Here is a 26,665-nt window from a genome sequence, read left to right on the forward strand (position 1 = left end):
ATGAAACGTACCATCATTTTCCATATTTGTGTTTTGTTATGCGCCTGCAATAGCAAGGCTCCGCAGGAAGCAGAAAAGGAGCCTGCTGCAACAGAAACCGGCCTCGTGCAACTGACGCCGGAACAGCTTAAAAACATCGACCTGGAAACAGGCAGGCTCACCGAAGAGAGCATCAGCAGCATCCTGCGGGTAAGCGGACAGGTGGACGTGCCGCCGCAGAACCTCGTTTCTGTTAGCACGCCGCTCGGCGGATACCTCAAATCCACCGGTATGATGCCCGGCACGCACGTGCGGAAAGGCCAGCTGATCGCCGTGATGGAAGATCCGCAGTTCATTCAGCTGCAACAGGAATATCTTTCCGCGAAAAACCGGCTGGCATATGCGATGAAAGAATACGAGCGCCAGCAATCCCTCAACAGTAGCAAAGCCAGCAGCGACAAGGTGTTGCAGCAGGCGGAAAGCGAATACCGGGATGTCAGCATCGCCACAAAAGCCCTTGCCGCCAAGCTCGCGCTGATCGGCATCAACGCGGACCGCCTCACCGAAAACAATATTTCCCGGACGATAAATATCTATTCGCCTATCAACGGTTACATCAATAAAGTGAACGTCAACATCGGGAAATACGTAACGCCATCCGACGTGATCTTCGAACTGGTAAACCCGGAAGACATCCACCTGAACCTGACCGTGTACGAAAAAGACCTCGGTAAGCTATCCATCGGACAGCATGCCACCGTTTTCACGAACGCGAAGCCCAACCAGAAATATGATACCAGGATCATTCTCATCAGCCATTCCCTGAACGAGAACCGGAGCGCCGAAGTGCACTGCCACTTTGAAAAATACGACAAAGGCCTGGTGCCCGGCATGTACATGAACGCGGAGATCCGGTTGAACGACAGCAGGGAGAAGGTGCTGCCCGATGAGGCCATTGTAAATTTTGAGAACAGGGATTATGTGTTCGTGGAGGAAGGCGAGCGGGTATTCCGCATGACGCCGGTGGAAAAGGGGCAGGTAAATGATGGGAAAACGGTGATCATTTCCGGTGGGCTGGAAGGGAGGAAGGTTGTTATTTCAGGGGCTTATGCTTTGTTGATGCAGTTGAAGAATACGGGGGAGTAGTGTAAGGAGCAAGCGCCTGCTTCCATATTTGAATTGCAGCGGCCATTTCCGTTTCATCCAAAGAACAATAACCAATGCGTATGAAGTCATGTGGCCTGGAAGTACCAGGCTGGAAAAAATAATTCCTGCCATCACTGATCTTCAATCCCAGCTTTCCTGCTTTCAGGGCGGTTGCGCTGGCGCTTATATGCTTTTTGTAGGTGGCCCAAATGGCCAATCCGCCGTTCGGCCTGTCAAACGTTAAATATGCTCCCAGCTGCTCCCGAAGCAGCCGGCAGGTATTTTCCAATCGCTCCTGGTAGATCTTGTGGGACTTTTTGATGTGCCGGGAAATATCACCGGCACTCAAAAGTTCGGCAGTCGCCTCTTCCAGCAATTGTTCCCCTTGCCGGTCTATCAGTTTGCGAAGGGCGGCAGCTTCATTTATTACCACTTCCGGGGCCACCATAAACCCGATCCGGATACCGGGCGCAATGCTTTTGCAAAAAGAGCCTACATAGATAATGTGTCCGTCCGTATCCACGCTTGCCAAAGGCAAAAGAGGGTTGCTCGTAAAATGATAATCAAAGTCGTAATCGTCTTCCAGCAATGCAAATCCGTATTTGGCGGCCAGGCTCATAAGCCGCATGCGCCGCTCCGCGCTCAGGGTAACAGTGGTAGGCCGGTGGTGATGGGGGATAATATAGATCATCCTGGGCGCCTTTTTTTTGCACAACTGCTCGATCCTGTTTACATCCATACCATCCTTATCTACCGGAATGAATACCAGATTGGCGCCTGCCTGCTTAAAGGCCTGATTCGCATCCAGGTAACCTGGCTCCGGTACAAATACAATGTCTCCGGGCCGGACGAGCAGCTGCGTAGCTAAATAGATGGCCATCTGCGTCCCTTTGGTTATCAGCACTTCTTTTTCAGTGACCTGCATCCCCCTGGTACGGTTTAGAAATCTGGCAAGTTCAACCCTGAGGCGATAGGAGCCATGCTCGGGGCCATACATGAGAAACTGATTTGTTAAGCGGCTTTTGCCCAATCTTCTGTATTCCCGCACCAGCTGCTCTATCGGGGCAATTCTTGGATCAGGGAAACCGTCATCGATTTTATACAACGGCGGCCGCGCTGCTGAATCTGTGCTGGTTGCTCCGTTAGAAGGCCGTTTTGTTATGAATGGATAGCCGGGTTGCCGGCTACGCATCAGCTTTTTGCTGTTTTGATGCGTTGAACGAACGGAAGTATCAGGAAGATGGCTGGAAACATACATGCCGCTTCTATCCTTACTTTCCACCCAGCCCTGCGCGCCCAGTTCCTCGTAAGCCGCCACCACTGTTTTACGGTTGATTTTCAGGCTCTGCGCCAGTTCACGCGAGGATGGAAGCGCCTGACCTGGTTTCAGAACGCCGCGGCAGATCAGCTGGATAATTTCCGATTCCAGTTGCAGGTATAAAGGACTGTGCTGCCCGTCTTTTTTAAATGAGATCTCAAGGAATTTTTTAATCATAACTGGACCCCTTGGTATTTTGAAATTGGACCATTAAGGTAACCAAATTTAAAACTAGTTTTACTTCACGATACAAGATTAAAAAATCAAAAAAGGAGGTATGTTATGAAAGCGATTATTGTAACAGACCAGGCTGCGGGAATAGCCGGAATGAAGCTGGTAGAGCGGCCGGAGCCGAACGGGGAAGGCGCTAACTACGGCGATGTTGTTGTGCAGGTTTATGCGTCAGGATTCACGGGGGATGAGCTGTCATGGCCTTCGACCTGGATTGACCGGCTTGGCCGTGACCGGACGCCTTCGATTCCCGGCCATGAGCTGGCCGGAGTGGTCACCGCGCTTAGCTATGGAACAACCGGATTGTCAGTCGGGCAGCGGGTGTTTGGTCTTACGGACTGGACCCGCGACGGCACGCTGGCGGAGTATGTAGCTGTTGAGGCACGCAACCTCGCACCGTTGCCGGGCGACGTTGATTTCACGGCAGGCGCGGCCCTCGTGATGCCGGGCCTTACCGCCTGGCAGGGGCTGTTCGAACACGGCCGGCTTCGTGCAGGGCAGAGCGTTCTTGTGCACGGTGCGGCCGGCGTTGTTGGTTCGATGGCCGTCCAGCTCGCACGCGAGGCAGGCGCATACGTCATCGGCACCGGGCGTGCCGACGGCCGTCAGACGGCTCTCGACTTCGGCGCGCAGGAGTTTGTTGACCTCGAAAACGATGTTCTGGAAGATGCCGGCGGGGTTGACCTGGTGTTCGACGTTCTCGGTGGCGACATCGCGAAACGGTCTGCGGGCCTGATTCGCGCGGGAGGGACGCTGGTCACCATCACCGGCCCCACCGACGTACGGCCCGCTGACGGCCTGACGGTCGACTTCGTTGTTATGCCCGATCGCACCCAACTGAGCGGGATCGTTCAGCGGCTGCGCGAAGGACGCTTACGGACGCATATTGGCGCCATCTCTACCCTCGACGACGCTGTTGCTACCTTCAATTCAACCAGGCGGGTAAAAGGAAAAACGATCATCCGCGTACGCCCATAAAATATAAGGAAAATAGATTTGAGCGGAAGCTTGCATCTGAAAAGACCTCACAGGAGGCCTTTTCAGTGTGTCAAACATACATCAGCACCAGTATCCGGAGGTTGATCTTATATTGCTGAAACAATTTGTTTTTTCTCTCTCAATTCCTTTTCAATAGCAGCAATAGCATGGATGGTCTTGAAAATGGAATCGGGCGTAACGGAAATGCTGTCAATACCTTCTTCTACCAGGAACCGCGCAAAATCCGGGTAGTCCGACGGCCCCTGCCCGCAAATCCCTACTTTCACCCCATTCTTTTTGGCTGTCCTGATCAGCATCCTGATCATTTCCTTCACGGCCGGGTTCCGCTCATCATAAAGATGAGCTACGAGGGACGAATCACGGTCCAGTCCAAGCGTCAATTGCGTGAGATCGTTGGAGCCGATCGAGAATCCATCAATATGTTTCGCGAATTCATCGGCAAGAATGATATTGGATGGCAGTTCAGCCATCAAATAAAGCTCCAGGCCATTTTCTCCCCTGATCAATCCAAACTCCTCCATTGTATGCCGGACCTTCAGTAATTCCTCTACGGTTCTGCAAAACGGGATCATCATAACGATGTTGTGCAATCCCATTTCTTCCCTGGCTTTCCGGATCGCTTTACATTCCAGGCCAAATGCAGGTTTATAGGCATCGGAATAATAGCGGGAAGCGCCACGCCAGCCGATCATCGGGTTTTCCTCTTTCGGTTCGAAATACTTTCCTCCCAAAAGATTGTAGTATTCATTGCTTTTAAAATCCGAGAAGCGGACAATGACTTTATTGGGATAGAAAGACGCGGCAATTTTGGCAACTCCGCATGCCAGCCTGTTCACAAAAAAGTCCTCTTCATTTTCATAACCGGCGATGCTTGCTTTTATCTGTTCCGACAATTCAGCATCTTTTATCTGCTCGTGCTGCAGCAAAGCCAGGGGATGCATCTGTATATAGTTATTGATGATGAACTCTTCCCGGGCAAGACCTACACCTTTGTTGGGCAAATGGGCGAACTGGAACGACATGGAAGGGGAGGCCACGTTCAGCAACAGGTCGGTGCTGATAGCAGGCAGGCTGTCCAGATCATATTCTTCCCTGACGAACCTGATCGCTCCATCATAAACGTAGCCTGCATCACCTTCCGCGCAGCTTACAGTGATGGTTTGCCCGTCCCGCAACGGTTCGGTGGCATTCCCGCAGCCAACGATCGCCGGCAATCCCATTTCCCTTGCAACGATGGCTGCATGGCAGGTCCTGCCTCCTTTGTTGGTAACGATCGCGGATGCTTTTTTCATGATGGGTTCCCAGTCCGGGTCGGTCATATCAGTGACCAGCACATCTCCTTCATTGAATTCGTTTCCTTCCAGCACTCTTTTGTCCAGCGAATAGAGGATGTTCACCCTGCCGCTGACAATTTTATCACCTACAGCGATCCCTTTTACCAGTACTTTATCGCCTCTCGATTCATCACTGATCCTGTAGTCAATGAACTTGTTATTGTTCTTCCGGGAGTGAACAGTTTCCGGCCGTGCCTGTACGATGAACAGCTCTTTACTGATCCCGTCGATGGCCCACTCAACGTCCATTGGCGTCCAGGTCCCTTTTATACTGCAATAATAATCTTCAATTTTCATCACCCAGCCTGCCAACTGCAGGACCATGCTGTCTTTCAGACAGAAACGATGCTGAAAGGCGCGTTCGGTGGGTATCACTCTGACCCTTTCATCGGCATCATCACCATAGACCATCATCTTGTCTTTGGCCCCGAGCTTTTTTTCGATCAATGCCGCATGCCCTTTTTTGAGTGCGGGTTTGAACACAACATATTCATCAGGTGATACGGCTCCCTGCACGATCATTTCTCCCAGTCCGTATGAGCCGTTTATCACCACCACATCCCGGAACCCTGATTCCGTATCCAGCGAAAAGGCAACGCCACTTGCGCCCAGATCACTGCGTACCATTTTTTGTACGCAAACGGAAAGACCTACCGTAAAGTGGTCGTATCCAAAATTCTGCCGGTAGGAGATCGCCCTGTCCGTAAACAGGGAGGCAAAGCAGTTGCGCACGGCATCTACCAGTGCGGCCGGCCCTCTTACATTCAGGTAGGTTTCCTGTTGGCCGGCAAAAGAGGCGTCCGGCAGATCTTCCGCGGTGGCCGAAGAACGCACGGCCACGTCTGTAATGTCCTGGCCGTACCGGGCAGAAAGTGCCGTATAGGCGTCAATGATCTGCTGCGACAGGTGTGTGGGAAAGCGCGCGTTCCTGACCAGGTTCCTGACGGACAGTCCTGCCCGCCTTAATGACTCCACCTGGTTGTAGTCAATCTCTTTAACCAGTGCCTGTATTCTTGCAATAAGGTCGTTGTGCCTGATGAATTCATCGTAGGCGTGAGTGGTGATCACAAAGCCGTCCGGGATTTTGATGCCGATCTTTGTCAGATGTTGAAGCATTTCTCCGAGGGAAGCATTTTTTCCTCCTACCAGGCTGATATCTCCTATGCCCACTTTTTCAAGCGGCATAATATAATGCTTGTTCATGTCAGGTGATTGTTTTGGTGTTGGAATCAAGAGTTCCCGGCTACGGGAACTCTTGAAGGGTGAATGGTTGGTATATGATGGTGATCAAAAAAACTAATGGTTGGTTTTTGCCGGCAAATATTTTTAAAATATTACCTTACGCCTGAAATATTTTCAATCGAAATTCAAAAATGTTTTTGATATTAAGCGTGATTCATGGAAAAACCGTAAAAATTCCGGTTTTTTGCTAAATGCAGGTTTGTTTTAGCAAAAAAGCCTGCCCGCTTAACAAAACACCGAATTTCTTACGGGCTTCGCTCCTTAATATTTTGAACGATGATGGACCTTGATCATACTGACATTGAGATCTTACGGCTGCTGCAAACGAATGCAGAACTGACCAACAAAGAAATTTCATACAAGCTCCACAAATCCGTCGCCACGATCCACGAGCGCATCAGGCGGCTGAAGGAACAGGGCTACATCAGGCGGGTCGTTGCGATACTGGACAGGAAGAAGGTAGACAAAAGTCTGATCGCTTTCAGCCATGTATTGTTGAAGGACCATTCGGCCAATACCCTGAGCTCGTTTGAAAAAGAAGTGGTGAAATTCCCCGAGGTGATGGAATGTTTCCAGATGACCGGGACGTTTGATTTTATCCTGCGCATCGCCACTACGGATATGGACGCCTACCATATCTTCTACAGGAAGCTGGCAACATTGCCCAATATCACCACCGTACAAAGCTTTTTTGTGCTGTCTGAAACAAAAAGTGACACTGCTTATCCAATATAAGGCGATGTCCACCAATATAAATCATCAGTCAGCATCAGGCTTGGCGAAATGAAATATTAAACATATTTTTCGGGGCATTAATTCACTTCTGCTACCCGCATATGCCACAAAGTGATATTGAAACAGACTGGTTTGCAAGGATTGCAAATGATGATGAACAGGCTTTCAGGCAGGTTTTTGATCACTATTGGCCCCAGGTATATGGTACCAGTTTACACCTGACAAAAAATCCGGAGCAGGCAAAGGACCTTTCGCAGGAGATATTTATCAGGCTCTGGGAAAACCGCTCGAAACTCGGGGATGTGAAGACCCCCGCTTCCTACCTCTACATTTTATCGAAAAACCTGGTGCTGGACCATCTGCGGAAAAAGGTGTTTGATCCGTCTAATATTGACTTCCTGATACAGTATTTCCAGGTTACCACACAAACGCCGCAGGAAAAGCTGGAGCTGAACGAGCTGAAAGCTGTTATGGAGCAGGCCGTCAACTCCCTGACCGGTAAAGTAAAAGATGTGTTTGCATTAAGCAGGCAACAGGGACTCACCCACGAACAGATTGCAGCCCGGTTGAGCATTTCAGTAGTATCTTCCAAAACCTATGTGGTGCGTGCCCTGCAGCAAATCCGGAAATATATGGAAACCCATGCGGGGGATCGCCTCGTTATTGCAGCGTTGGCTGTTTTGTCCCTTCGCTGAGTACTTTATTTGTCAACCGGAACAAATTTTTTTATTTTCTTGTCTTAGCCCTGCTTTTTTTCCCGTCTTTAAGAAATAGAATATGGCAAACTCAAGATTTGAAACCTTACTTCAGAAATTTGTGAAGGATACCATCAGTCCTGCGGAGGTGCATGAACTGGGTGACCTGATGTCGGCAGCCGGTTCCAATGAGGAATTGGATAATTTTCTGGCAAGTGCTTACGCGGACAGATCTTTAGCCGTGCATGAAGATTTTGACGGAGAAAAGGTCCGGGAGAAAATCCTGGCGCGGTTGCAGTTCGGGGAACCGCAAAGCGCGCTGCCGCCGGCGAACGATCGCAGGACCTTCAGGTTACGATGGCTGGCAGCGGCTTGCCTGGCCGGGCTTTTGGGTTTGGCGGCCTGGTTCTGGGCGTTACAGAAAAATACAGGCAGGGAGGGAATTGATCCCCGGCAGGTAGCCATGGTTGCGTCGCCGCAAACGAACAAGGCAATACTGACCCTGGCAGACGGGAGCGATGTATACCTGGATAGTGTCAATAACGGCCAGTTGGCCATTCAGGGGCGGGTTAAACTGCTGAAACTGGGCAATGGGCGGATCGCTTATGAATATAGCAGCGATACCACAGATATTGTACATACGGCGCGGGCGGGAATGAACACCTTAACCAACCCGCGAGGCAGTGAAGTAATTGAAATGAAGCTGCCCGACAGCACACGGGTGTGGCTCAACGTAGGATCGTCCCTTAGTTACCCGGTCGCTTTTGAACACAAGGAGAGGACCGTCATATTGAAAGGGGAAGCCTATTTTGAAGTGGCGCCGGACAAAACCAAACCCTTCCGGGTAAAAATTACTGACAACACAGAGATCGCAGTGCTGGGAACGCACTTCAATGTGAATGCGTACGAGGATGAGCCCGCTTTGATGGCCACTTTGCTGGAAGGCGCCATTCAGTTTAAAAAGGATAACAAGCGGCAGTTGCTGCAACCCGGCCAGCAGGTGCGGTCAGGTAAGGACGGGACCATCAGGCTCGTACCTGATGCAGATATTCAGGCCGTAATGGCCTGGAAAAGAGGCTTCTTCCATTTTGACAAAACGGACCTGCCAACGATCATGCGGCAAATGGAGCGATGGTATGATGTAACCGTGGAATTCCAGGGCAAGGTGACGGACATGAGATTCAGCGGGGAAATTTCAAGAACGCATGACGCTTTCCAGGTATTAAAAATACTTGAAGCCTCCGGTGCGCATTTCAAAATAGAGGGGAAAAAAATTATCGTACTGCCAGAATAAAAAAACAACCAGCGACTTAATATTTTATCAACCAGAGAGTATCTGTTTCCGCCTGCATACAGCGGACATGCCATCTCCTGCACCAGACATTTCATCGAATTTAAAATGATGCCAATGAGACTGACCATCACATTAATTGCTTTATGCCTATTGCTGCAGTTTCCGGCTTTTTCACAGCGGCGGCCGGTCAAAAAGCTCAGCCTGTCCGTAAAAAACGAACGCCTTGAAAAAGTACTGAAAGAAATAACGAGGCAAACAGGATATACCGTTTTTTATAACGAGTACATGCCCGCCAAAATGAATGACATCAGGGTTACCCTGACGGTTAAAGAAGCGGACCTTGCCGCCGTGCTGGACCATTGTTTTAAAGACCAGCCCATCCGCTACCAGGTAGTCGGCGAAGTGATCATCATACAGGAAAGGAAAGACGCGGAAAGCGCACCGGCAAAGCAGACAGCGGAAGGGCAACAGGTTGTTGTAACCGCTATCAGCGGTGTTGTGTTAAACGAACGGAATGTTGGGATAGATAATGTAAATGTAATTGTAAAGCGTACCGGCAAAGGGGTAATAACTACTGAAAAAGGAGAGTTTTACCTGGATAATGTCCGCCTCAATGATACGCTGACGGTAAGCTGCATTGGCTATAACACTCTTGAAGCAGCTGCATACCGCTCTGACCGCCGGCCGCTCATCATCAACCTCGTTCAGGCCACCAGTACATTGGATGAAGTGGTGCTGACGGCATTTGGTAAAACCAGCCGCAGGCTGGCAACCGGCAACATTACAAAAGTTGGCGGTGAGGAACTGGCGCGGCAACCGGTGATGAATCCTCTCCTGGCTTTACAGGGGCGGGTACCGGGCATGGTGGTCACGCCTACTACCGGCTATGCCAGCTCTCCCGTCAGCGTGCAGATCAGGGGGCTGAACTCATTAAACAAGGGAGTGCCCTCAGACCCGCTGTATATTGTTGATGGCGTGCCCATCAACGTACTGTCCCTGAATGCAGGGGGAGGGCGCACGGACCGGGTGTCGCCCGGATATGAACAGAGCCCCCACAATCCAAATTCTCTAACCACCGGCGGGCAAAGCCCGTTGTTCAATATCAATCCGCAGGATATTGAAAGTATTGAAGTTTTAAAGGACGCCGATGCCACTGCGGTATATGGCGCCCGTGGCGGCAATGGCATCGTTTTAATTACCACCAAAAAAGGCAAGCCGGGCGCTACCCGTTTTGAATTGCAGGTAACCCCCGCCTTTTTTACCATGGGCAGAAACGCCAGGTACTATGACATGCTAAACACGCAGCAATACCTGGCGATGCGGAGGGAAGCGTTCAAGAACGACGGGCTGACCCCCACTTTGGCCACAGCGCCCGATCTGTTGTACTGGGATACTACCGGCTATACCGACTGGCAGCGGAAACTGATGGGTGGCATTGCCAGGACCACAGAGGTCGCCGCAGGCGTATCCGGCGGCAGCGATCAGACCAACTTCAGGATCAGCGCCAACTATACACGGACCACCAATACAACGGACCTTTCAGGGGCCACGCAACGGGTTACGGTGTCTTCCAACGTCAGCCATGCTACCCTTAACAGGAAGTTTTCCGTTTCGCTGAGCACAAATTTTACTTACAGTAATGTAGATGTAACCCGGGGGTTATTCGGCACTTATGCTCCCAACGGCCCCGGAATATATGATGCAAACGGCTCCCTCAACTGGGCTGAATGGACGGTAGACGGCCTGTTGCCGGGCGCCAGTGTTTATCCTTTCGGGATATACAAGTCGATGCCAAATCCCCAAACCGGAACAGTACTGTTCAGCAGCCTTTCCCTGAACTATAAAATAATCAATGGCCTGGATTTTAAACTGGTAACAGGCTACAATTTTTCAAATAACAATACCAGGAATTTCATCACCATTGCCCAGCAATCGCCTTACGGCAACCCTCAGGGAAGGAATTTCTTTTCCACGACCACTATTTCCGGTCTGACCATTTATCCGCAGCTGGATTACCGGGTGCAGATCAGCCGTGGCCTGCTGTCCATTAAGCTGGTGGGGCAGGAAGTGATCAAGAACGCAAGTTCAACTGCGATGATCGGGGCCGGGTATACGTCTGATGCCTTGATCCAGTCTATCAACGGCGCCACAATTACATTACCCGAGATGCAAGCTGCCAAAAGCAAAGATGCCAGTTTTATTGCCAACGTCAATTATGATTGGGAGGGAAAATACATCGTTAATCTTGTTGGAACGCGCCAGGGGTCTTCAAAATTCGGACCGGGAAAAAAGTATGGTGATTTTGGATCGGTCGGCCTGGCCTGGATCGCTTCAGAAGAAAAATGGCTGAACAAGGCGCTCCCGGATTTTATCAGCCTCGTAAAATTCAGGGGCAGTTACGGGATCAAAGGCAGTGATGCCATTTCAGACTACCAATATCTGGCGCTCTGGCAAATACAGACAGCGGCCAATAATTACAACGGCCAGTCAACGCTGACGCCTTCTGTAAGGCCCAACCAGCGGTATGGGTGGGAAAGCCAGACCAACCTGGAGGGCGCATTCAATATCGGGTTCCTGAACAACAGGTTCACGGCAGAGATCGTGCATTACCGCAACCGCGTGTCCAATCAGCTTACCAGTGTGCCAACACCGGGTTATATCAACACGCCCGGTATTACCGGCATTGTGGACAATATACCCCTGGTGCTGCAAAATTCAGGTTGGGAGGGCGTTGTAATCGCCAGGATGATCCAAACGAAACAATTTGATCTGTCGGCCGCCTTCAATATCAGTCAGAATAAGAATATATTGAAATCCTTTCCCGGTATCGAAAACACGCCCTATTTCAGCCAATACAAAGTGGGCCAGTCCATAGATCTGGTGTACCTCTATCACTACCTTGGCATAAACCCGCTGACAGGTGAGTATGAGTTTGAAGATTACAACGGTGACTGGAAAGTCAGCGATTACAGTACACAGGTACCAACCACCGGAGACGACGACCGGTATGTTATTGTGAACAGGCTGCCGGAATTCTTTGGCGGCATGCATGTCGACGGCAGGTACCGGCAACTGAACTTCGGCCTGGGATTTAGTTACAAAAAGCAAATGGGTCAAAACATCCATGCCGGCAAAGCTTTTTCAAACGGCACATTTAACGCAAATGTTCCCGTGGAGTTCTATCGTAATCACTGGCAAAAACCAGGCGATATCGCGGATAATCCTGCGTTTTCAACAAACAGGAATATCGGCAACTTCCGGAATTCGGATCTGGTGTACAGTGACGCTTCCTATATCCGTTTGAATAACGTTTACCTCAGTCATCCCTTCCCCCAAACCTGGGTAAAGTACGCTGGTTTAAGAGGCGCCATGCTGGCCTGCGAAGCGTCGAACGTGCTGCTGCTGACAAAATACAACGGACTCGATCCTGATGTGCATTCCGGACTGCCGCCGGCCGCCATTTATCGTTTAAAACTGACCTGTCAATTCAAATAGAAAAGCCATGAGATGTTCTTGCATATATCTGGGAAAGTCAACAGCCGGTCTTGTTCTGCTGTTAGTTCTGGCGGGCTGCCTGTTCAGCACGGCATCCTGTAAAAAGCTGGTGGATATTTCAGACCCCGTGGATAAAATAACCTCCGGGACCGCCTTCAGTTCTGACGAGCTGGCCGGAATGGCCATGAATGGTGTTTACACCACTTTGATGACCAGCGGCTTTGTGAAACGCCCTATTACCCTGCATGCGTCGCTTTCATCCGATGAGCTGTTACGGGTGAATGCTATTGCATTTGGCCCTGAGGCCCTCCTGGCAGCTAACCGCCTGAGCCTGGAAGGTGTTGCCCCGGATGCCGGTTTTATTACAGACGCCACGTGGAATGCCGGGTATGCGGTGATCTATGCCGCCAATGCGGTGATCGAGGGCATTGCCGCATCCACCTCAGGCGACCTGCACGAGCCCGTTCGCAAGGTGCTCACGGCCGAAGCAAAATGCATCCGCGCCCTCTGCTATTTTTATCTCGTTAATTTTTACGGGGACGTTCCAATCGTGTCAACTACCGAATATAGCGACGCAGCCCTGATTGCACGCAGCAGCACGCAGCAGGTTTACGAGTTCATCATCGCCGACCTGAAAGAGGCAGAGGCGGCGCTGCCGGGAGACTATGCCGCGTCCGGAGGGGAAAGGATCAGGGTCAACAAATGGGCCGCGGCGGGCCTGCTGGCTAAAGCATACCTGTTTAACGGAAATTATCCGGAGGCAGTTGCCGCGGCCGGCAGGGTGATCGGTAATTCCGGATTGTATGGCCTGGAACGGAACCTCGATAGCGTTTTTCTGAAAAACAGCCGGGAGGCTATCTTTCAGTTTAAGCAAAATACAAGTGATGTTAGCTTGGGAAACGCAACAGACGATGGGCTTGCTTTGCTTCCCTTCAGTCTTACCAGCCCCGCTATCGGATATTGCCTGTCAAATGAGCTGTTGGGCGCATTTGATCCTTCCGACAAACGGAGGGACCGCTGGGTAGACAGCATCGTTGTTGCTGCCGGTTCCCGAACGGATACGTTCTTCTACGTTGCGAAGTATAAAACGGGGCAATACAACAGGGTGCGGAATGCGGTTCCCACAGAATATTATATGCTGCTCCGCCTCGCTGAAATGTACCTGGTAAGGGCGGATGCCAATGCAAGGGCCAGTGCAGCGCAGCCGGCAGCAGCCGTGGAGGATTTAAATACCATCAGGGCCAGGGCCGGCCTCCCCGCATTGCCTTCTTCCTTATCCGGAGAAGCGCTGCTTGCCGCCGTGGCGCGCGAATGGCAAACCGAATTTTTTTGTGAAAAGGGGCAGCGCTGGTTCAATTTGAAACGCACCGGCAAGGCCAGGAGCGTACTTTCGGCAATACCTGCAAAGCAGCCATGGGCTGGGGATGAGCAATTGCTGTATCCCATCCCTCCCAAAGATATCAACTTTAATCCCAGGTTAAAACAGAACCCGGGGTATTGATCAGATCAACACTGCCATGTCCGGAAACCGGAACTGACCACATCGTAAATAAAATTCGACATGAGAAAATTGCTTTGTTTTTTTATAGTACTGACCGGTATCATAGGGTTTGCTTCCTGCACAAGAGAGCAGCTCAAGCCGGATGGCACTGCCTCCCTCACGATTGTTAACGCGCTCATAGATACCGGTTACCAGTCGCTCATGCTAACGTCCAGCGAATTGGCCGGACCGCCACAAACAGCTGTCCCGCCTACGCTCTCCAAGGCAGTATCCGGTGGGGGATACGAATACGGGTTTTTGTCCGGCAAAAGAACTGTTTACCTCTACGCCGTCCGGAATGACAAATTGGTAAGCGGTCCGCCATTGATCAACCTGGACATTGAATTTCCCAGCGGATATATCGGCAGCCTGTTTATTGCAGGTACATTAGATAAACCGGATACGCTGCTGGTGAAAGATCAGCCGCTTTATTTCCCGCCTGCGGATAGCGGTATGGGCCTGCGCTTCGTCAACCTCGCGCAGGGCGGCCTTCCCGTTAGTGTGAATATAAAAGGGCAGGCCGATGGCGCCGAGGTTAATCACCTGCCTTTTAAAGGCATCACGGCATTTAAAAGATATGCGGCCAACGCCGCTACCGGCAGTTATGTATTTGAATTCAGGAACAGCGGCACCGGCGAGTTGCTGACCAGCTTTACCATCAGTAATGTAAACAATCCCGGTACGGCATCTCCCAATCTCTGGCGCTACCGGAATTTCACCCTGGTATTGTGCGGTGAGGCGGGTTCGTCCCTGACGCCACTTTCCGCGGTCATCGTAAAAAACCACTAATGCAAATCAATCACACATGGCATCTATTTTAAAAACAGCGCACCTTTCTCACCGGTATGGCTCTTCCTGGGCTATCCGTGATATCAATATCGAAATTGAACGATCCGGGATCATTGGTTTGCTGGGCTCCAACGGGGCCGGTAAATCCACTACCATGAATATTATTTGTGGGGTGCTGAACCAGACAGAGGGACAGGTATGGCTCAATGGCATTGATCTGGAAAAAGATCCCGTTGAAGCCAAAAAACATATCGGCTTCCTGCCGCAAACCCCGCCTTTGTACCCGGACTTCACCATCGACGAATATCTTTCCTATTCCGCGCAGTTGCGGCTGATCAGCAAAGACAAAATTAAAAAGGCGGTGGAAGAAGTGAAGGAACGCTGCGGGATTGCCGCTTTAAGCTCCCGGCTGATCCGCAATCTGTCAGGCGGGTACAAGCAGCGGGTAGGCATTGCTCAGGCGCTGATCCATAAACCCAGCCTGCTGGTGCTGGATGAGCCCACCAACGGTCTCGATCCCAACCAGCTGATAGAAGCCCGGAAACTGATCAAGGAAATTTCCAGGGACCATGCCGTGCTGCTTTCTTCCCATATACTGTCTGAAATTCAGCTGCTCTGCAACAGCATTACAATGATTGAAAGTGGAAGGATCGTGTTTGCGGATACGATGGATGCTTTTGATAACTACCTGCAACCGCAAAGCATATTGATGAGAATGGAAAATCCGCCCGTTAAATCGCAGTTGCTGGATATAGCCGGGGTGAAAAGAGTGGAGTTTCTGACAAGCAAGCAGGTGCGCGTGTATGTGGAAGGTGATGCCAACGAAATTGCCGAGGAACTGAGCAAAACAGGCGCACTGAGCGGCTGGCGGCTCAGGGAGATCAGCTTTGACAAAGGGCTCCTCGACGATACATTTAAACAACTTTCAAAAAAATAGGCCGGCGTCCGCCGCAACAAACACCGGAACGGATCTATCAAATTCATCACCAACAATTCATAGTTCATGATCTTTAAAATTGCCAAAGCGGAGCTTCGTAATCTTTTCTATTCTCCTGTAGCCTGGTTCCTGTTGATCATATTCTTTATACAATGCGCCATTTTTTTCACCAACCCTTTGTACAATTCCGCTAATGGCCAGGATATACTATTGGAGAATACACCGTGGTTCATTGACTACGGTCCGGGCAAGTCATTTACAGGCGCCTTGTTTTCAGCAAATGGACTATTCAGGAATATAGCGAACAACCTCTATCTTTTTGTGCCGCTGCTGACCATGGGGCTGTTCAGCCGGGAGTTAAACAACGGCAGCATCAAGTTATTGTATTCTTCCCCAATTACAACCAACCAGATCGTTTTTGGCAAATACCTGGCCGTAGCGATCTTCAACTGCATGTTAATTGTTATTGTCGGCGTTTTTATGTTGACAGGTGTTTTTGTGATCAGGTCAGCTGAATGGGGCGTGCTGCTGTCGGCAGTACTGGGTTTTTACCTGCTTGTTTCCGCCTATGCGGCGATCGGTCTTTTTATGAGCACGCTCAGCAGCTACCAGCTGGTGTCTGCCATCAGCACATTTTTAATTGTTTTTGTGCTGACCCGGATCGGCTCGCTCTGGCAGCAATATGATTTCGTCCGCGACCTTACCTGGTTTCTTTCCTTGCAGGACCGGACGGACAGGATGACACAGGGCCTGCTGCCCACGAAGCACGTGATCTATTTCATGGTGATCATTTGCATGTTTCTTGGTTTTACCCTCATCAAACTGAACAGTACCCGCAAACACAAGCCCTGGTTTGTCCGGGCCATGCAATATACCACCGTACTGGTCATAGCGCTGGTTATCGGCTATGTCAGCTCCAAGCCAAGATTTACGGCCTACCTGGATGCCACTTCCGGAGATTTCCATACGGTAGGGCCACGCACACAGGAGATACTGAAAAGCATGGATAAAGGCCCGCTCGAAGTAACGCTCTATACCAATGTACTCGGCACCAACGCTGCACATGGATTACCCAGAGCGCGAAATGCATACCTGGGACTCCTTTGGGAAAAATACCAGCGCTTTAAACCGGATATGAATTTCAGGTATGTCAACTATTATGATCATGACAGCGCGATAATGGGGAACAGTGTGTATGCCATGTTTCCCGGTAAAACGCTTGAACAGATCGCCGAAAAAGCAGCACAGGCATATCAGCTCGACCCGGATGATTTTGTATCGCCCGGGGATGTCAGGAAGGAGGTTGACCTGCGGCCGGAGAACCTGAAGCTGGTGATGCAATTGAAATACAACGGCCGAACGGAATTTTTGCGGACGTTCAGGACGCCGGAGATCTGGCCCAAAGAGATCAATGTCAATGCCGCACTAAAGCGGCTGATGCAGGATACGATCCCCAGGGTAGTATTTGCCGCGGGAAACTGGGAACGTTCTCCTTTCAAAACCGGGCAACGGGAGTATTCGTTGCTTTTTACAGGGAAAAGCGAGAACTATTCCCTTATCAATATCGGGTTTGACGTAGATACCATTGTTTTAGACAGCGCCGCCATCCCGGAAAACACCTCTACGCTTGTACTTGCCGATCCCAAAAGCCAGTTAAGCGAAAAAGCGGTTGCCGGTATAAAGGAATATATCGATAAAGGCGGCAACATGATGATCCTGGGTGAACCGGGTAAACAGCACATACTCAACCCGGTTTTGCAACAGCTCGGTGTACAACTGCTGCCAGGGACCATTGTGCAGCCCACTTATGATGAGATGCCGCATATTTTTTACCCGGTATACGCCGATTCCGCGCTGGATATCGCGGAGGAAACAGCATTTCTGAACAGGAAGTGGAAATTGAAAAGAAAAGAACTAAAGCCCACCACGCCGGATGATCCATTGAGAATGTCCATATCCGGGGCAACCGGGCTTGTCATTGCCGGGAATGGGCCGTTTAAAGCGGAAACGTTGCTGAAAGCGGCCGATACGGCGGCGGCCTGGGTAAAAATGGGGCCGGTGGTCACGGATTCCGCAGCGCCGGTATTCAGCCCCCGGGCGGGTGATATCAAAGGCAACTTCCCGGTGGCCACCATGCTCACCCGTAATATAAATGGCAAACAACAACGGATCATCGTATCCAGCGATGCGGATTGGGCCAGCAACCTCTATAAGGGTTCTACGCCATATGGACAGGCTTTCTTCAGCTGGCTGGACAATAACAGATTTCCGATTTACGATCCTTTCAAAGCTCACCAGGATAACCTGTTGCTCATCACACGAAAAGGAGCTGCCACATTAAAAGTGTTATACATATGGGTATTACCGGCATTGCTATTGATCGGCGCAGCTATTTTGCTGATCCGCCGCAAAAGAAAATAACCAATCATCTTTCCTGAATTAAACAGCATATACATGACCGCCAGATTATTGGAGACAGACGAACAGACGCTGGACGACCTGGGCATTTTTGGAAGGCAGGAGGCCGAAGGCATCTTCGGTATTTATAACCACACGCATTCCCGCGGCGGCGAAAAATTGCTGCGGGCGTGGTTTAATGCACCCCTTGCAGACAAGGAAGGGATCAATAACCGCCTGAACACGATAGAACAGTTCGCGTTGAGAAAAACAGGCTTTCCTGTAAACGGCAGTGTGCTGGACAGAATAGAGAAATACCTGGTCCGTACGCCCGATGATGATAACGATGGCCTCCCTCAAAATACGCTGAGCGAAAAAGAAACCGTTGACGGTGTTGTGGCTACCATTGAGTTGCTGCAGAGCATGAAGGCATTTTCTGATACTGCGGATGCCACCAGCCTTCCAGCCTACAGCGCGGAAAGGAATGAACTGGCCGGTCTTTTAGCGGATGCTGCTTTGGCGCCGGCGTTAAAGGAAAAACTGAAAGGCAAACTTTCTTATTCAGCCGTCACCGCATACGATCAGCTGTTCAGGAAAAGGGTGCATACACAGCTGGAGCAATTGTTACACTATGTGTATACGCTGGATGTATACCTGTCTGTCGGCCGGCTTGCTGAAAAGAACGGCTACGTTTACCCCCGTGTTACAGAACCGGGAACAGCAACACTGCTCATAAAAGGCGTCGTTCATCCCGCGCTGAAAAATGCGGTGGGGAACGACATAGCGATGCGCCCCGGCCATAACGTTATTTTTCTGACAGGCGCCAACATGGCGGGAAAATCCACCCTGCTGCGTTCCATCAGTGTAGCGGTGTACCTGGCCCATATGGGTTTCCCCCTTGCCGCCAAAGCGATGGAGTTTTCGGTCATGGACGGGATGTACACCACCGTGAACCTGCCGGATAACCTGGGTATCGGCGCCAGTCATTTTTATATGGAAGTGCTGCGCGCAAAAAAGATCGCAGTGGAGCTGAGCCAAAGGAAATCCCTTTTCGTCATTTTTGACGAGCTTTTCAGGGGCACGAATGTAAAAGACGCGCATGAAGCGACTGTAGCCATTACCAGCGCCTTTGCAAAGAATCACAGCAGTCTTTTTATTATATCCTCACATATTGTGGAGGCAGGTGAAGAATTAAAGCAGGAGCCTGCCATTCGTTTTCAATATATGCCCACGGAGATGAATGGTAATGTTCCTGAATATCCCTATACACTGCGGCAGGGCATTACCGATGACCGGCACGGCATGGTGATCATACGGAATGAAGGGATATTGGACATATTGAAGGAAGGGAAGAAGGTGCGGTAAGTCAAATACTTTAAAGATGATGATATGAATTTCAGTATAGATAAGCAAACGCTTGATGAGCTGAACCTGATGGGCAAGTTTCGCCAGGGTTCAATCTATCATATGTTTAACCAGGTAAAAACAGGCGGAGGCGAACAATTGCTTGACCAGATGTTTCGCAACCCGTTGCAGGATGTGGCCGCTATCAATAACCGCAGCAAAGTATTCCGTTTTTTCCAGGACGCAGGGTGTGAATTTCCCTTTGATGTACAGCACGTCAGCCAGATGCGGGAATACCTGGATGAAAAAAGCGGCAAGAGCGAAATACTGGTACTGGCGGATACGGTGATAAAAAAGTGTTTGTCCGCGCTGACGCACGATGAACGCTATAAAAGAAAAATACAGGGCCTGCAGGCGACCATCATCACGCTTGCCAGATGTCATTCGTTCCTGGAAACACTGGCGCCGGAAGAGCCTTACCGCTCCCGGATCAATACCATCAAAACAATACTGGCTGACAGGCGCATAGAAAAGTTGAGAAATATCGATATCTATACCACGCTGCCGGTCCGTTTGCTCGCCCATTACGATCATCTTTTAAAAAGCAGGCTGAACAAAGAGCTGGAAGCTGTTTTATCCTTTATATATGAGGTGGACGTATATATCGCGGTAGGCGGCGTGGCGCAAAGCAGGGGCCTGCGCTATGCCATTGCACATCCCCCGGAGGATAATTTTCTTTCGGCCACCGGGTTGTTCCATCCCGGTGTGCCTCATGCTGTTGGCAATGATATATACATGCATAAAGATACCAATGTGCTGTTTCTTACGGGCGCTAATATGGCCGGTAAGTCAACATTGATGAAGTCATTGGGCATTGGCTTGTACCTGGCGCACATGGGCTTCCCGGTGGCGGCTGAAAGCTTCGGTTTTTCGATCAGGGAAGGTCTGTATTCTTCCATTAATGTGGCTGATAACATTGGTTTGGGATACAGTCATTTTTATGCGGAGGTGGTGCGCGTAAAACAGGCCGCATTGGCAGCGGCTGCCGGAAAAAGGTTGCTGCTGATGTTCGACGAGCTATTCAAGGGCACCAACGTAAAAGATGCTTATGACGGTACATTGTCGGTGACCGAAGGCTTTGCTGATTACAGGGAATGCATGTTTGTGATCTCTACACATATTATCGAAGTAGGGGCGCCGCTGAAGAAAAATAATAATATCCGTTTTGCGTATATGCCCACGGTTATGGATGGGCCTCATCCGCGGTATACTTATCAAATGAAGGAAGGCATAACAGAAGACCGGCAGGGGATGATGATCATCCGGCAGGAAGGCATACTTGAGCTTTTAAACAGCGCGCAGGCATAAAAAACAGAATGATCCCTTAAATAATAAATGCAATATTGTTGCAAATATTATATATTTGCTCCCATAAACGGTACGAAGCAGCTTACCCGGAAACATGATTTTCCCAATCGGATCAATTCTTTTTCCGATTGCGTAAACTTCTGTTTCTCCCGCCACATACCTTCGCGGCGGAAATTTGTACGAACTATACCAATTCCGGTTGACTTTCATCCCGCCCTGAACTGCTTCGAGACCAATAAAATGCATTATAATGAAAGGGATTATTATCAGCCTTGCCGCGCTGAGTGTGACAACTGCGTATGCGCAAAAAATTGAGGGACCATCCGTTACATCGAAAACAAGCTTCGCCATCGTAGTAGACGATTCTACTTATTTACAGGCTGCAAAAGAGATCAACGCTTACAGGTTGGCCATCGAGGAATCGGGGTTGGGTACTTACATTGTACATCATCACTGGAACAGGCCGGAGGAGATCAGGAAGGTGCTGAAAGAACTGCACGCCCGGCCGCAGCAGCTGGAAGGGGCTGTACTGATCGGCGATATCCCGGTGCCCATGGTCCGCGATGCGCAATACCTCACTTCTACGTTCAAAATGAACCAGAAGATCAGCTGGCAGCGCTCCTCCGTACCTTCTGACCGCTTTTATGACGATTTTCACCTGGAATTCGATTTCATCAAGCAGGACAGCCTGCAGAAAAACTATTTCTATTACAGCATCAATCCGGACGCGGCGCAACAGGTCCATCTCAGCATCTACTCCGCGAGGATCAAGCCGCCGGTAGTGCCTGGCAAAGACAAATACACGCTGATCCGCGAATACCTTCGCAAAGTGGTGGCCGGCAAAAAGCAGCAGAACAGTCTTGACAATATGTTCGTCTCCACCGCGCACGGCTACAACTCGGAATCCGTCAACTCCTTTGCCGGAGAGCAGATGGCGCTGCGGAACCAGTTCCCGGCCCTGTTCCTGCCCGGCAATACCATCCGGTTTTTCCACTTCACCAACGATCGCGCGCTGAAGTTCCATCTGCTGAAAGCCTTGCAGCTGCCGGAAACAGACCTCGCCGTCATGCATGGTCATGGGGACAGCGATATTCAGTTGATCAACGGATATCCTTATGTGTCCAGCCCCACGGAGTCTAAAGAAAATATCCTCCGTTACCTGCGGTCCAAGATCCGGGCCGCGCAGGAAAGCGGGAAAGACATTGCCGCCGCCAAAGCGAATTATGAAAAGTACCTGGATGTACCGGCGTCGTGGATGGACAATGCACTGGACCCCGCAGTGATGAAGGACGATTCCATCTTCAATCATAACCTGGACATCCACATTGAAGATATTATCGCTGCCCGGCCCAATGCCCGCATGGTATTGCTGGATAACTGCCTCACCGGCTCTTTCCACCTGGATAAATACCTGGCCGGTTATTACCCATTCTCCGAAGGCGGCAATATTGTATCTGTCGCCAACAGCATAGGCGTGTTGCAGGACCTCTGGGCCACCGAGCTGTTGGGGCTTTTGCAGCACGGCGTTCGGGTGGGGAACTGGTTTAAGCACATTGCTTACCTGGAAACCCACATCATGGGCGATCCTACTTTTTGTTTCAAAAGCAGCAGCAAGCTTGACCTGAACGCAGCCATCACCGGCAGGCATGACGCCGTCTTCTGGAAATCCCTGCTGAAAACCCCGGATGCAGACGTTCAGGCGCTGGCGCTCGTACAGCTGGCGGGCAAAATGGATAAAGCGGCTTATTCAACGCTGCTGAAAGACACTTATTTCAGGTCCGGCTATGAGTCCACCCGCCTGGAAGCGTTCCTGCAGCTGGAAAAGCTGAACAACAGGGACTTTATTACGGTGCTCAAAGCCGCCACCACTGATCCTTACGAATTCATCCGCCGCCGCTCCCTGTATGCTGCGGGCGAGATCGGAAGCGATGAGCTGGCGCCCGCCATCGCCAATATGATCGCATATGACATGCATTCCGAACGTATTGCCTTCAAAGCGCAGACGGCTATGACCTTCATCAACGAAGGGCCGATGCTGGAAGCGCTGAAGAAACACGACGCGGACAAGAAGATCATCGCAGCCGTTACCCGCAACGGTCAGAAGATGAAAGAGCTGGCGGATACTATGCTTGATGCTTCAAAGCCGGACAAAAAAAGGATCGCCGAGATCACCATGATGCGCGCATACCGCTATCATCAAGCCGTACCGGCACTTATCACCATTGCGAAAGACGCGGGCAGCAGCGAGCCGGTAAGACTGGCGGCGCTGGAAGCATTGAGCTGGTTCCCCCGTTCCTGGAAAAGGGATGATATCATCGCGCTTTGCAGGGAAGCTGCCGGCGGAAACGGGTACACTGCTGCTTTAAAAGCACAGGCACGCAAGAACTTAAACATCTTTCAATAATGAAACAGTTACTGGTATTACTGCTGCTGGCGCAAACAGCCCTGGCGCAAACAAAGCAACGGCCCGTTCTGCCGGCAGATGTGCAGGTCCGTGTAGCACTGATGGCGGCGCCTGAAGAGTTTCGGGACAGCGCTACCGTGATCGGCTACACGCCCGACGGAAAAGTGACCACACTACGGGAGGGCACGAATGATATGGTCTGCCTCGCTCCGAACCCCAGGCAGTCCGGCGTATACGTATATGCCTATCCAAGGCGCCTGGAGCCCTTCATGGCCCGTGGCCGGGAGCTGGCGGCGCAGGGAAAGAACATCCATCAGAAAGACGAGGTGCGCGAAGCCGAGATCAACGCCGGCACGCTTTCGTTCCCGAAAGCCCCCACCATCCTGTACGGATATTGGGGCAAGAGTGAAGACCTGGTGAAAGAAACGGGAGAGATAAAGAACGGGCAGCGCCGGTACGTAGTATATGTACCCTACGCCACCGGGGCCAGCACGGGCCTTCCCACAACGCCTGGTATCCCGGGCATGCCCTGGCTGATGGGAGCCGGCACATTCAAAGCACATATTATGATCAATCCCGAAACGATGGGACATACACATTAATTGACATCATCTATGAGATCACATTTTACATGCACATATCGTGCAGGTACGGGGATGCTTTTGCTGTTATTTTTTGCATTATCCTCCTTCGCGCAACAATACCGCGTTGCCGGTACGGTGTACGACACCGGTAAAAAACCTTTGTCGTATGCCGTTATTACAATGCCTGCATATGGAATTACCGCACAGTCCGACGCCGCCGGCCGCTTCCTGTTGCAGAACGTGCCCGCCGGCGCATCCGGCCTCAACGTCCGCTTCCTGGGCAAAGAAACGATCGACACGCTATTGCAGGTCAACCGGGACCTGGAGCTGCAACTGACGCTGCGCAATGCGGACTTCCGCCTGGAGGAAGTCAGGATCACGGCCACCACCGCCAATACCAACGGGACGAGCTCACGCATTTCTCGCACGGCGATGGACCACCTGCAGGCGAACTCGCTGGCAGACGTGATGGCCCTGCTGCCCGGTGGCATCATTACCAATCCGGACCTTAGTCTTGCGAAGCAGATCAACATCCGCAGCGTAGGCTCGTCCGCTTCAGACATGAACGCTTTCGGCGCCTCCGTGATGCTGAATGGCGCGCCGATGTCCAACAACGCCAACCTGCAGACCATGACGCCGGCCGTCAGCGGCGGCACCGCTGCGCTGGCCGGTGGCGCATCTCCCGGCGGCGGTTACGATGTACGCGGCATTTCCATGAACAACGTGGAATCCGTGGAAGTGATCCGCGGTGTTCCCGGCGTGGAATATGGCGATGTAACGTCCGGCGTGGTGATCGTGAACACAAAAGCAGGGGTGCAGCCGCTGAAAGTTCAGGGCCGTACGAACTCAAGCCTCTACCAGCTTTCCCTGAACAGAGGCTTCAACCTCGGTGGCCGCAAAGGCGCTTTGAATGTTGGAGTAGATTATGCCCGCAACACCAACGACCCCGTGCAGCAATACCTCCGCTATGAGCGCTTCACCGCCAGTACCATGTATTCCAATACGCTGTTCGGCAGACTGGCCAGCACTACCTCGCTGGACCTTATCTACGGAAAAGATACCCGTGACCGTAACCCGGACGACGAGATCACCAAAACGGCCTCTTCCGGGAAAGACCTGGGCCTGATCTTCAATACACGCGGCAACATCCGTTTCAATAAAAGCTGGCTGCGGAACTTTAATTATGTTGCCAGGATCGGTTATACCGCCAGGAACAGCTTCTATGAAACGCAATACACCGCCGCCAATGCCCCTTACTCCATGACCACGACCGACGGCAGCGTGCTGACCAATCATCCTGACAGGAATTATGTGGACGTGGACGGGAATCAGCTGAACACCAGCCATCCCGCTGATGCCGGCAAATATGCCGTGTATCTGCCCAGTACCTATCTCGGCCGGTACGATATCAATGGCCGTGAACTGAATACTTTCTTCAAAACGGCCGCTACTTTTTTCAACAGGATCGGCCGGACCAACCACCGCTGGATACTGGGGGCCGACTTCAAGACAGACCGGAACTTCGGCGACGGCAAGGCCTTTGCGGATTCCGCGCCGCCTTACAGGAACCTCTCCGCGCAAAACGCCACCTTCAGAAAGCGGGCCTATAAAGACATTCCCGGCATCCACCAGCTGGGCCTGTATGCGGAAGATAATTTCAGCACATGGATAGGCGGTCACCGGCTGGAGATCGCGGCTGGTGTGCGTTATGATGTTTTCTCCGGGAACAGGACCGCATTATCTCCCCGTATCAACTCCAGCGTGGACGTAGTGCCGGGCATCCTCAGCATCAACGGGGCTTACGGTCAGTTGGCCAAAGCGCCGTCCGTACTCTATCTCCATCCGGAAGATGCCTATTTCGAGTACATCAACATCAACGAAACCGCTACCAGCAGCATTCCTGAAGATGAGCGCGTATTCATGACCACCACGCGCGTATTCAGCACAAAAAATGCGGAGCTGGAGATCGCGAAGAACAAAAAGGCGGAACTGGGCCTTCGCCTGAACATAAAACAGGCTACACTGCGCGTGACCGGCTTCCGTGAAGATGTGGACAACGGCTATACGATGGGCAATTCACTGGCCGGCTTCAAACCGCTGGTGTATAACGAATACACACGCACCGGCACGGGTGCTTACCAGCTCTCGGCCAGCAACAACGTGCTCGCCAGCTTTTACATGCCCACCAACAACCTCGTGGCCCGCACCAAAGGGCTGGAAATGGACCTGGACCTGGGCCGCTTCAAATCGATCCGTACTGCCTTTGCATTGAATGGCGCTATTATGCATACGCAGAGCTATAATAAGGATTATCTCTATTTCGACGATTTCAGCGGCAACGCCGGTGCTGCCAGAACGCACATCGGGTTGTATGAACAGGGGATGGAGAAGAGATATAACGAAACGGCCGTGACCACTTTGCGCACTACCCACAATATACCGCGGCTGGGTTTTGTGGTGACCCTGACCACACAGGTGATCTGGAGCGACCGCAACTGGTACAGGCTGGGCAACGACAGCATTCCGGTGAAATACATCTCCAGGGATGATGGACGGGTATATGATTTCGATGCTTCGAAAATGGACGAGCCGGAATTTGCAACATTGCTCCGGAACGTGAACCGCACCAACGAGATCATGGAATCTTACCCGCCGCTGCTAACCTTCAATGTGAACGTTACCAAAGAGATCGCGGACTATCTGCGTGTATCGTTCTTCGCCAACAATGCGTTCAGGGCCTATCAGCGGGCGGAATCCAAACGTGTGCCGGGAACTTTCACCAGGAGAGGCAACCAGTATTTCTTTGGCCTGGAATTATCACTCACACTCTAATT

Annotated in this window: 17 protein-coding genes; 15 read left to right on the forward strand and 2 right to left on the reverse strand. The window is 51.2% G+C overall.

The window, feature by feature from the left end:
- Entirely contained in the window at positions 1-1,125 is a 1,125-nt protein-coding gene (locus CCY01nite_RS19655) for an efflux RND transporter periplasmic adaptor subunit (protein ID WP_146865389.1), read from the forward strand.
- On the opposite strand, the gene pdxR is transcribed toward CCY01nite_RS19655, so the two are convergent.
- A complete protein-coding gene (gene pdxR, locus CCY01nite_RS19660) occupies positions 1,073-2,620 on the reverse strand; it encodes a MocR-like pyridoxine biosynthesis transcription factor PdxR (protein ID WP_146865391.1) in 1,548 nt (515 codons plus the stop codon). The two genes, CCY01nite_RS19655 and pdxR, sit on opposite strands and share 53 nt — an antisense overlap.
- A gap of 105 nt (positions 2,621-2,725) precedes the next feature.
- Here pdxR and CCY01nite_RS19665 point away from each other — a divergent pair, with 105 nt between their 5' ends.
- Positions 2,726-3,652, forward strand: coding sequence for an NADP-dependent oxidoreductase (locus CCY01nite_RS19665; protein WP_146865393.1), 927 nt, complete (start codon positions 2,726-2,728; stop codon positions 3,650-3,652).
- A 107-nt stretch (positions 3,653-3,759) separates the two neighbouring features.
- On the opposite strand, the gene ppsA is transcribed toward CCY01nite_RS19665, so the two are convergent.
- Positions 3,760-6,210, reverse strand: a complete 2,451-nt coding sequence (gene ppsA / locus CCY01nite_RS19670) for a phosphoenolpyruvate synthase (RefSeq protein WP_146865395.1) — start codon at positions 6,208-6,210, stop codon at positions 3,760-3,762.
- Positions 6,211-6,525: 315 nt separating this feature from the next.
- Here ppsA and CCY01nite_RS19675 point away from each other — a divergent pair, with 315 nt between their 5' ends.
- The 13 genes from CCY01nite_RS19675 (at position 6,526) to CCY01nite_RS19735 (ending at position 26,663) form a co-directional block, all read left to right on the forward strand.
- The gene (locus CCY01nite_RS19675) at positions 6,526-6,984 is read left to right on the forward strand and encodes an Lrp/AsnC family transcriptional regulator (RefSeq protein ID WP_146865397.1); all 459 of its coding nucleotides are present in this window, start codon (positions 6,526-6,528) and stop codon (positions 6,982-6,984) included.
- Positions 6,985-7,085: 101 nt separating this feature from the next.
- Positions 7,086-7,679 carry an RNA polymerase sigma factor gene (locus CCY01nite_RS19680; protein ID WP_146865399.1) on the forward strand — a complete coding sequence of 198 codons (594 nt, stop codon included), beginning with the start codon at positions 7,086-7,088 and terminating at the stop codon, positions 7,677-7,679.
- A gap of 82 nt (positions 7,680-7,761) precedes the next feature.
- Positions 7,762-8,973, forward strand: a complete 1,212-nt coding sequence (locus CCY01nite_RS19685) for a FecR family protein (protein ID WP_146865401.1) — start codon at positions 7,762-7,764, stop codon at positions 8,971-8,973.
- Between the two features lie 114 nt (positions 8,974-9,087).
- The gene (locus CCY01nite_RS19690) at positions 9,088-12,468 is read left to right on the forward strand and encodes a SusC/RagA family TonB-linked outer membrane protein (RefSeq protein ID WP_186831164.1); all 3,381 of its coding nucleotides are present in this window, start codon (positions 9,088-9,090) and stop codon (positions 12,466-12,468) included.
- Between the two features lie 7 nt (positions 12,469-12,475).
- Positions 12,476-13,969: a RagB/SusD family nutrient uptake outer membrane protein gene (locus CCY01nite_RS19695; RefSeq protein WP_146865405.1), complete on the forward strand. Its 1,494-nt coding sequence runs from the start codon at positions 12,476-12,478 to the stop codon at positions 13,967-13,969.
- Between the two features lie 60 nt (positions 13,970-14,029).
- Complete coding sequence (locus tag CCY01nite_RS19700) at positions 14,030-14,797, forward strand: hypothetical protein (RefSeq protein WP_146865406.1); 768 nt, start codon at positions 14,030-14,032, stop codon at positions 14,795-14,797.
- A 16-nt stretch (positions 14,798-14,813) separates the two neighbouring features.
- Positions 14,814-15,734, forward strand: coding sequence for an ABC transporter ATP-binding protein (locus CCY01nite_RS19705; protein WP_146865408.1), 921 nt, complete (start codon positions 14,814-14,816; stop codon positions 15,732-15,734).
- Between the two features lie 66 nt (positions 15,735-15,800).
- Entirely contained in the window at positions 15,801-18,155 is a 2,355-nt protein-coding gene (locus CCY01nite_RS19710) for a Gldg family protein (protein WP_146865410.1), read from the forward strand.
- Between the two features lie 33 nt (positions 18,156-18,188).
- Entirely contained in the window at positions 18,189-19,496 is a 1,308-nt protein-coding gene (locus CCY01nite_RS19715) for a MutS-related protein (RefSeq protein ID WP_146865412.1), read from the forward strand.
- A 24-nt stretch (positions 19,497-19,520) separates the two neighbouring features.
- On the forward strand, positions 19,521-20,843 hold the full coding sequence (locus CCY01nite_RS19720) for a MutS-related protein (RefSeq protein WP_146865414.1): 1,323 nt from the start codon (positions 19,521-19,523) through the stop codon (positions 20,841-20,843).
- Positions 20,844-21,093: 250 nt separating this feature from the next.
- On the forward strand, positions 21,094-23,247 hold the full coding sequence (locus CCY01nite_RS19725) for a HEAT repeat domain-containing protein (RefSeq protein ID WP_146865416.1): 2,154 nt from the start codon (positions 21,094-21,096) through the stop codon (positions 23,245-23,247).
- On the forward strand, positions 23,247-23,849 hold the full coding sequence (locus CCY01nite_RS19730; protein WP_146865418.1) for a hypothetical protein: 603 nt from the start codon (positions 23,247-23,249) through the stop codon (positions 23,847-23,849). Before CCY01nite_RS19725 ends, CCY01nite_RS19730 begins: the two co-directional genes overlap by 1 nt.
- A 54-nt stretch (positions 23,850-23,903) precedes the next feature.
- Positions 23,904-26,663, forward strand: coding sequence for a TonB-dependent receptor (locus CCY01nite_RS19735; protein ID WP_146865420.1), 2,760 nt, complete (start codon positions 23,904-23,906; stop codon positions 26,661-26,663).
- Positions 26,664-26,665 lie beyond the last annotated feature (2 nt).

The sequence above is a fragment of the Chitinophaga cymbidii genome, from assembly GCF_007992715.1.
GTDB classification, from domain to species: domain Bacteria; phylum Bacteroidota; class Bacteroidia; order Chitinophagales; family Chitinophagaceae; genus Chitinophaga; species Chitinophaga cymbidii.

Excerpts from the sequence above, each read along its gene's own strand:
- CCY01nite_RS19655 (WP_146865389.1), top strand. The coding sequence starts at position 1 with ATGAAACGTACCATCATTTTCCATATTTGTGTTTTGTTATGCGCCTGC.
- pdxR (WP_146865391.1), bottom strand. The coding sequence starts at position 2,620 with ATGATTAAAAAATTCCTTGAGATCTCATTTAAAAAAGACGGGCAGCAC.
- CCY01nite_RS19665 (WP_146865393.1), top strand. The coding sequence starts at position 2,726 with ATGAAAGCGATTATTGTAACAGACCAGGCTGCGGGAATAGCCGGAATG.
- ppsA (WP_146865395.1), bottom strand. The coding sequence starts at position 6,210 with ATGAACAAGCATTATATTATGCCGCTTGAAAAAGTGGGCATAGGAGAT.
- CCY01nite_RS19675 (WP_146865397.1), top strand. The coding sequence starts at position 6,526 with ATGATGGACCTTGATCATACTGACATTGAGATCTTACGGCTGCTGCAA.
- CCY01nite_RS19680 (WP_146865399.1), top strand. The coding sequence starts at position 7,086 with ATGCCACAAAGTGATATTGAAACAGACTGGTTTGCAAGGATTGCAAAT.
- CCY01nite_RS19685 (WP_146865401.1), top strand. The coding sequence starts at position 7,762 with ATGGCAAACTCAAGATTTGAAACCTTACTTCAGAAATTTGTGAAGGAT.
- CCY01nite_RS19690 (WP_186831164.1), top strand. The coding sequence starts at position 9,088 with ATGAGACTGACCATCACATTAATTGCTTTATGCCTATTGCTGCAGTTT.
- CCY01nite_RS19695 (WP_146865405.1), top strand. The coding sequence starts at position 12,476 with ATGAGATGTTCTTGCATATATCTGGGAAAGTCAACAGCCGGTCTTGTT.
- CCY01nite_RS19700 (WP_146865406.1), top strand. The coding sequence starts at position 14,030 with ATGAGAAAATTGCTTTGTTTTTTTATAGTACTGACCGGTATCATAGGG.
- CCY01nite_RS19705 (WP_146865408.1), top strand. The coding sequence starts at position 14,814 with ATGGCATCTATTTTAAAAACAGCGCACCTTTCTCACCGGTATGGCTCT.
- CCY01nite_RS19710 (WP_146865410.1), top strand. The coding sequence starts at position 15,801 with ATGATCTTTAAAATTGCCAAAGCGGAGCTTCGTAATCTTTTCTATTCT.
- CCY01nite_RS19715 (WP_146865412.1), top strand. The coding sequence starts at position 18,189 with ATGACCGCCAGATTATTGGAGACAGACGAACAGACGCTGGACGACCTG.
- CCY01nite_RS19720 (WP_146865414.1), top strand. The coding sequence starts at position 19,521 with ATGAATTTCAGTATAGATAAGCAAACGCTTGATGAGCTGAACCTGATG.
- CCY01nite_RS19725 (WP_146865416.1), top strand. The coding sequence starts at position 21,094 with ATGAAAGGGATTATTATCAGCCTTGCCGCGCTGAGTGTGACAACTGCG.
- CCY01nite_RS19730 (WP_146865418.1), top strand. The coding sequence starts at position 23,247 with ATGAAACAGTTACTGGTATTACTGCTGCTGGCGCAAACAGCCCTGGCG.
- CCY01nite_RS19735 (WP_146865420.1), top strand. The coding sequence starts at position 23,904 with ATGCTTTTGCTGTTATTTTTTGCATTATCCTCCTTCGCGCAACAATAC.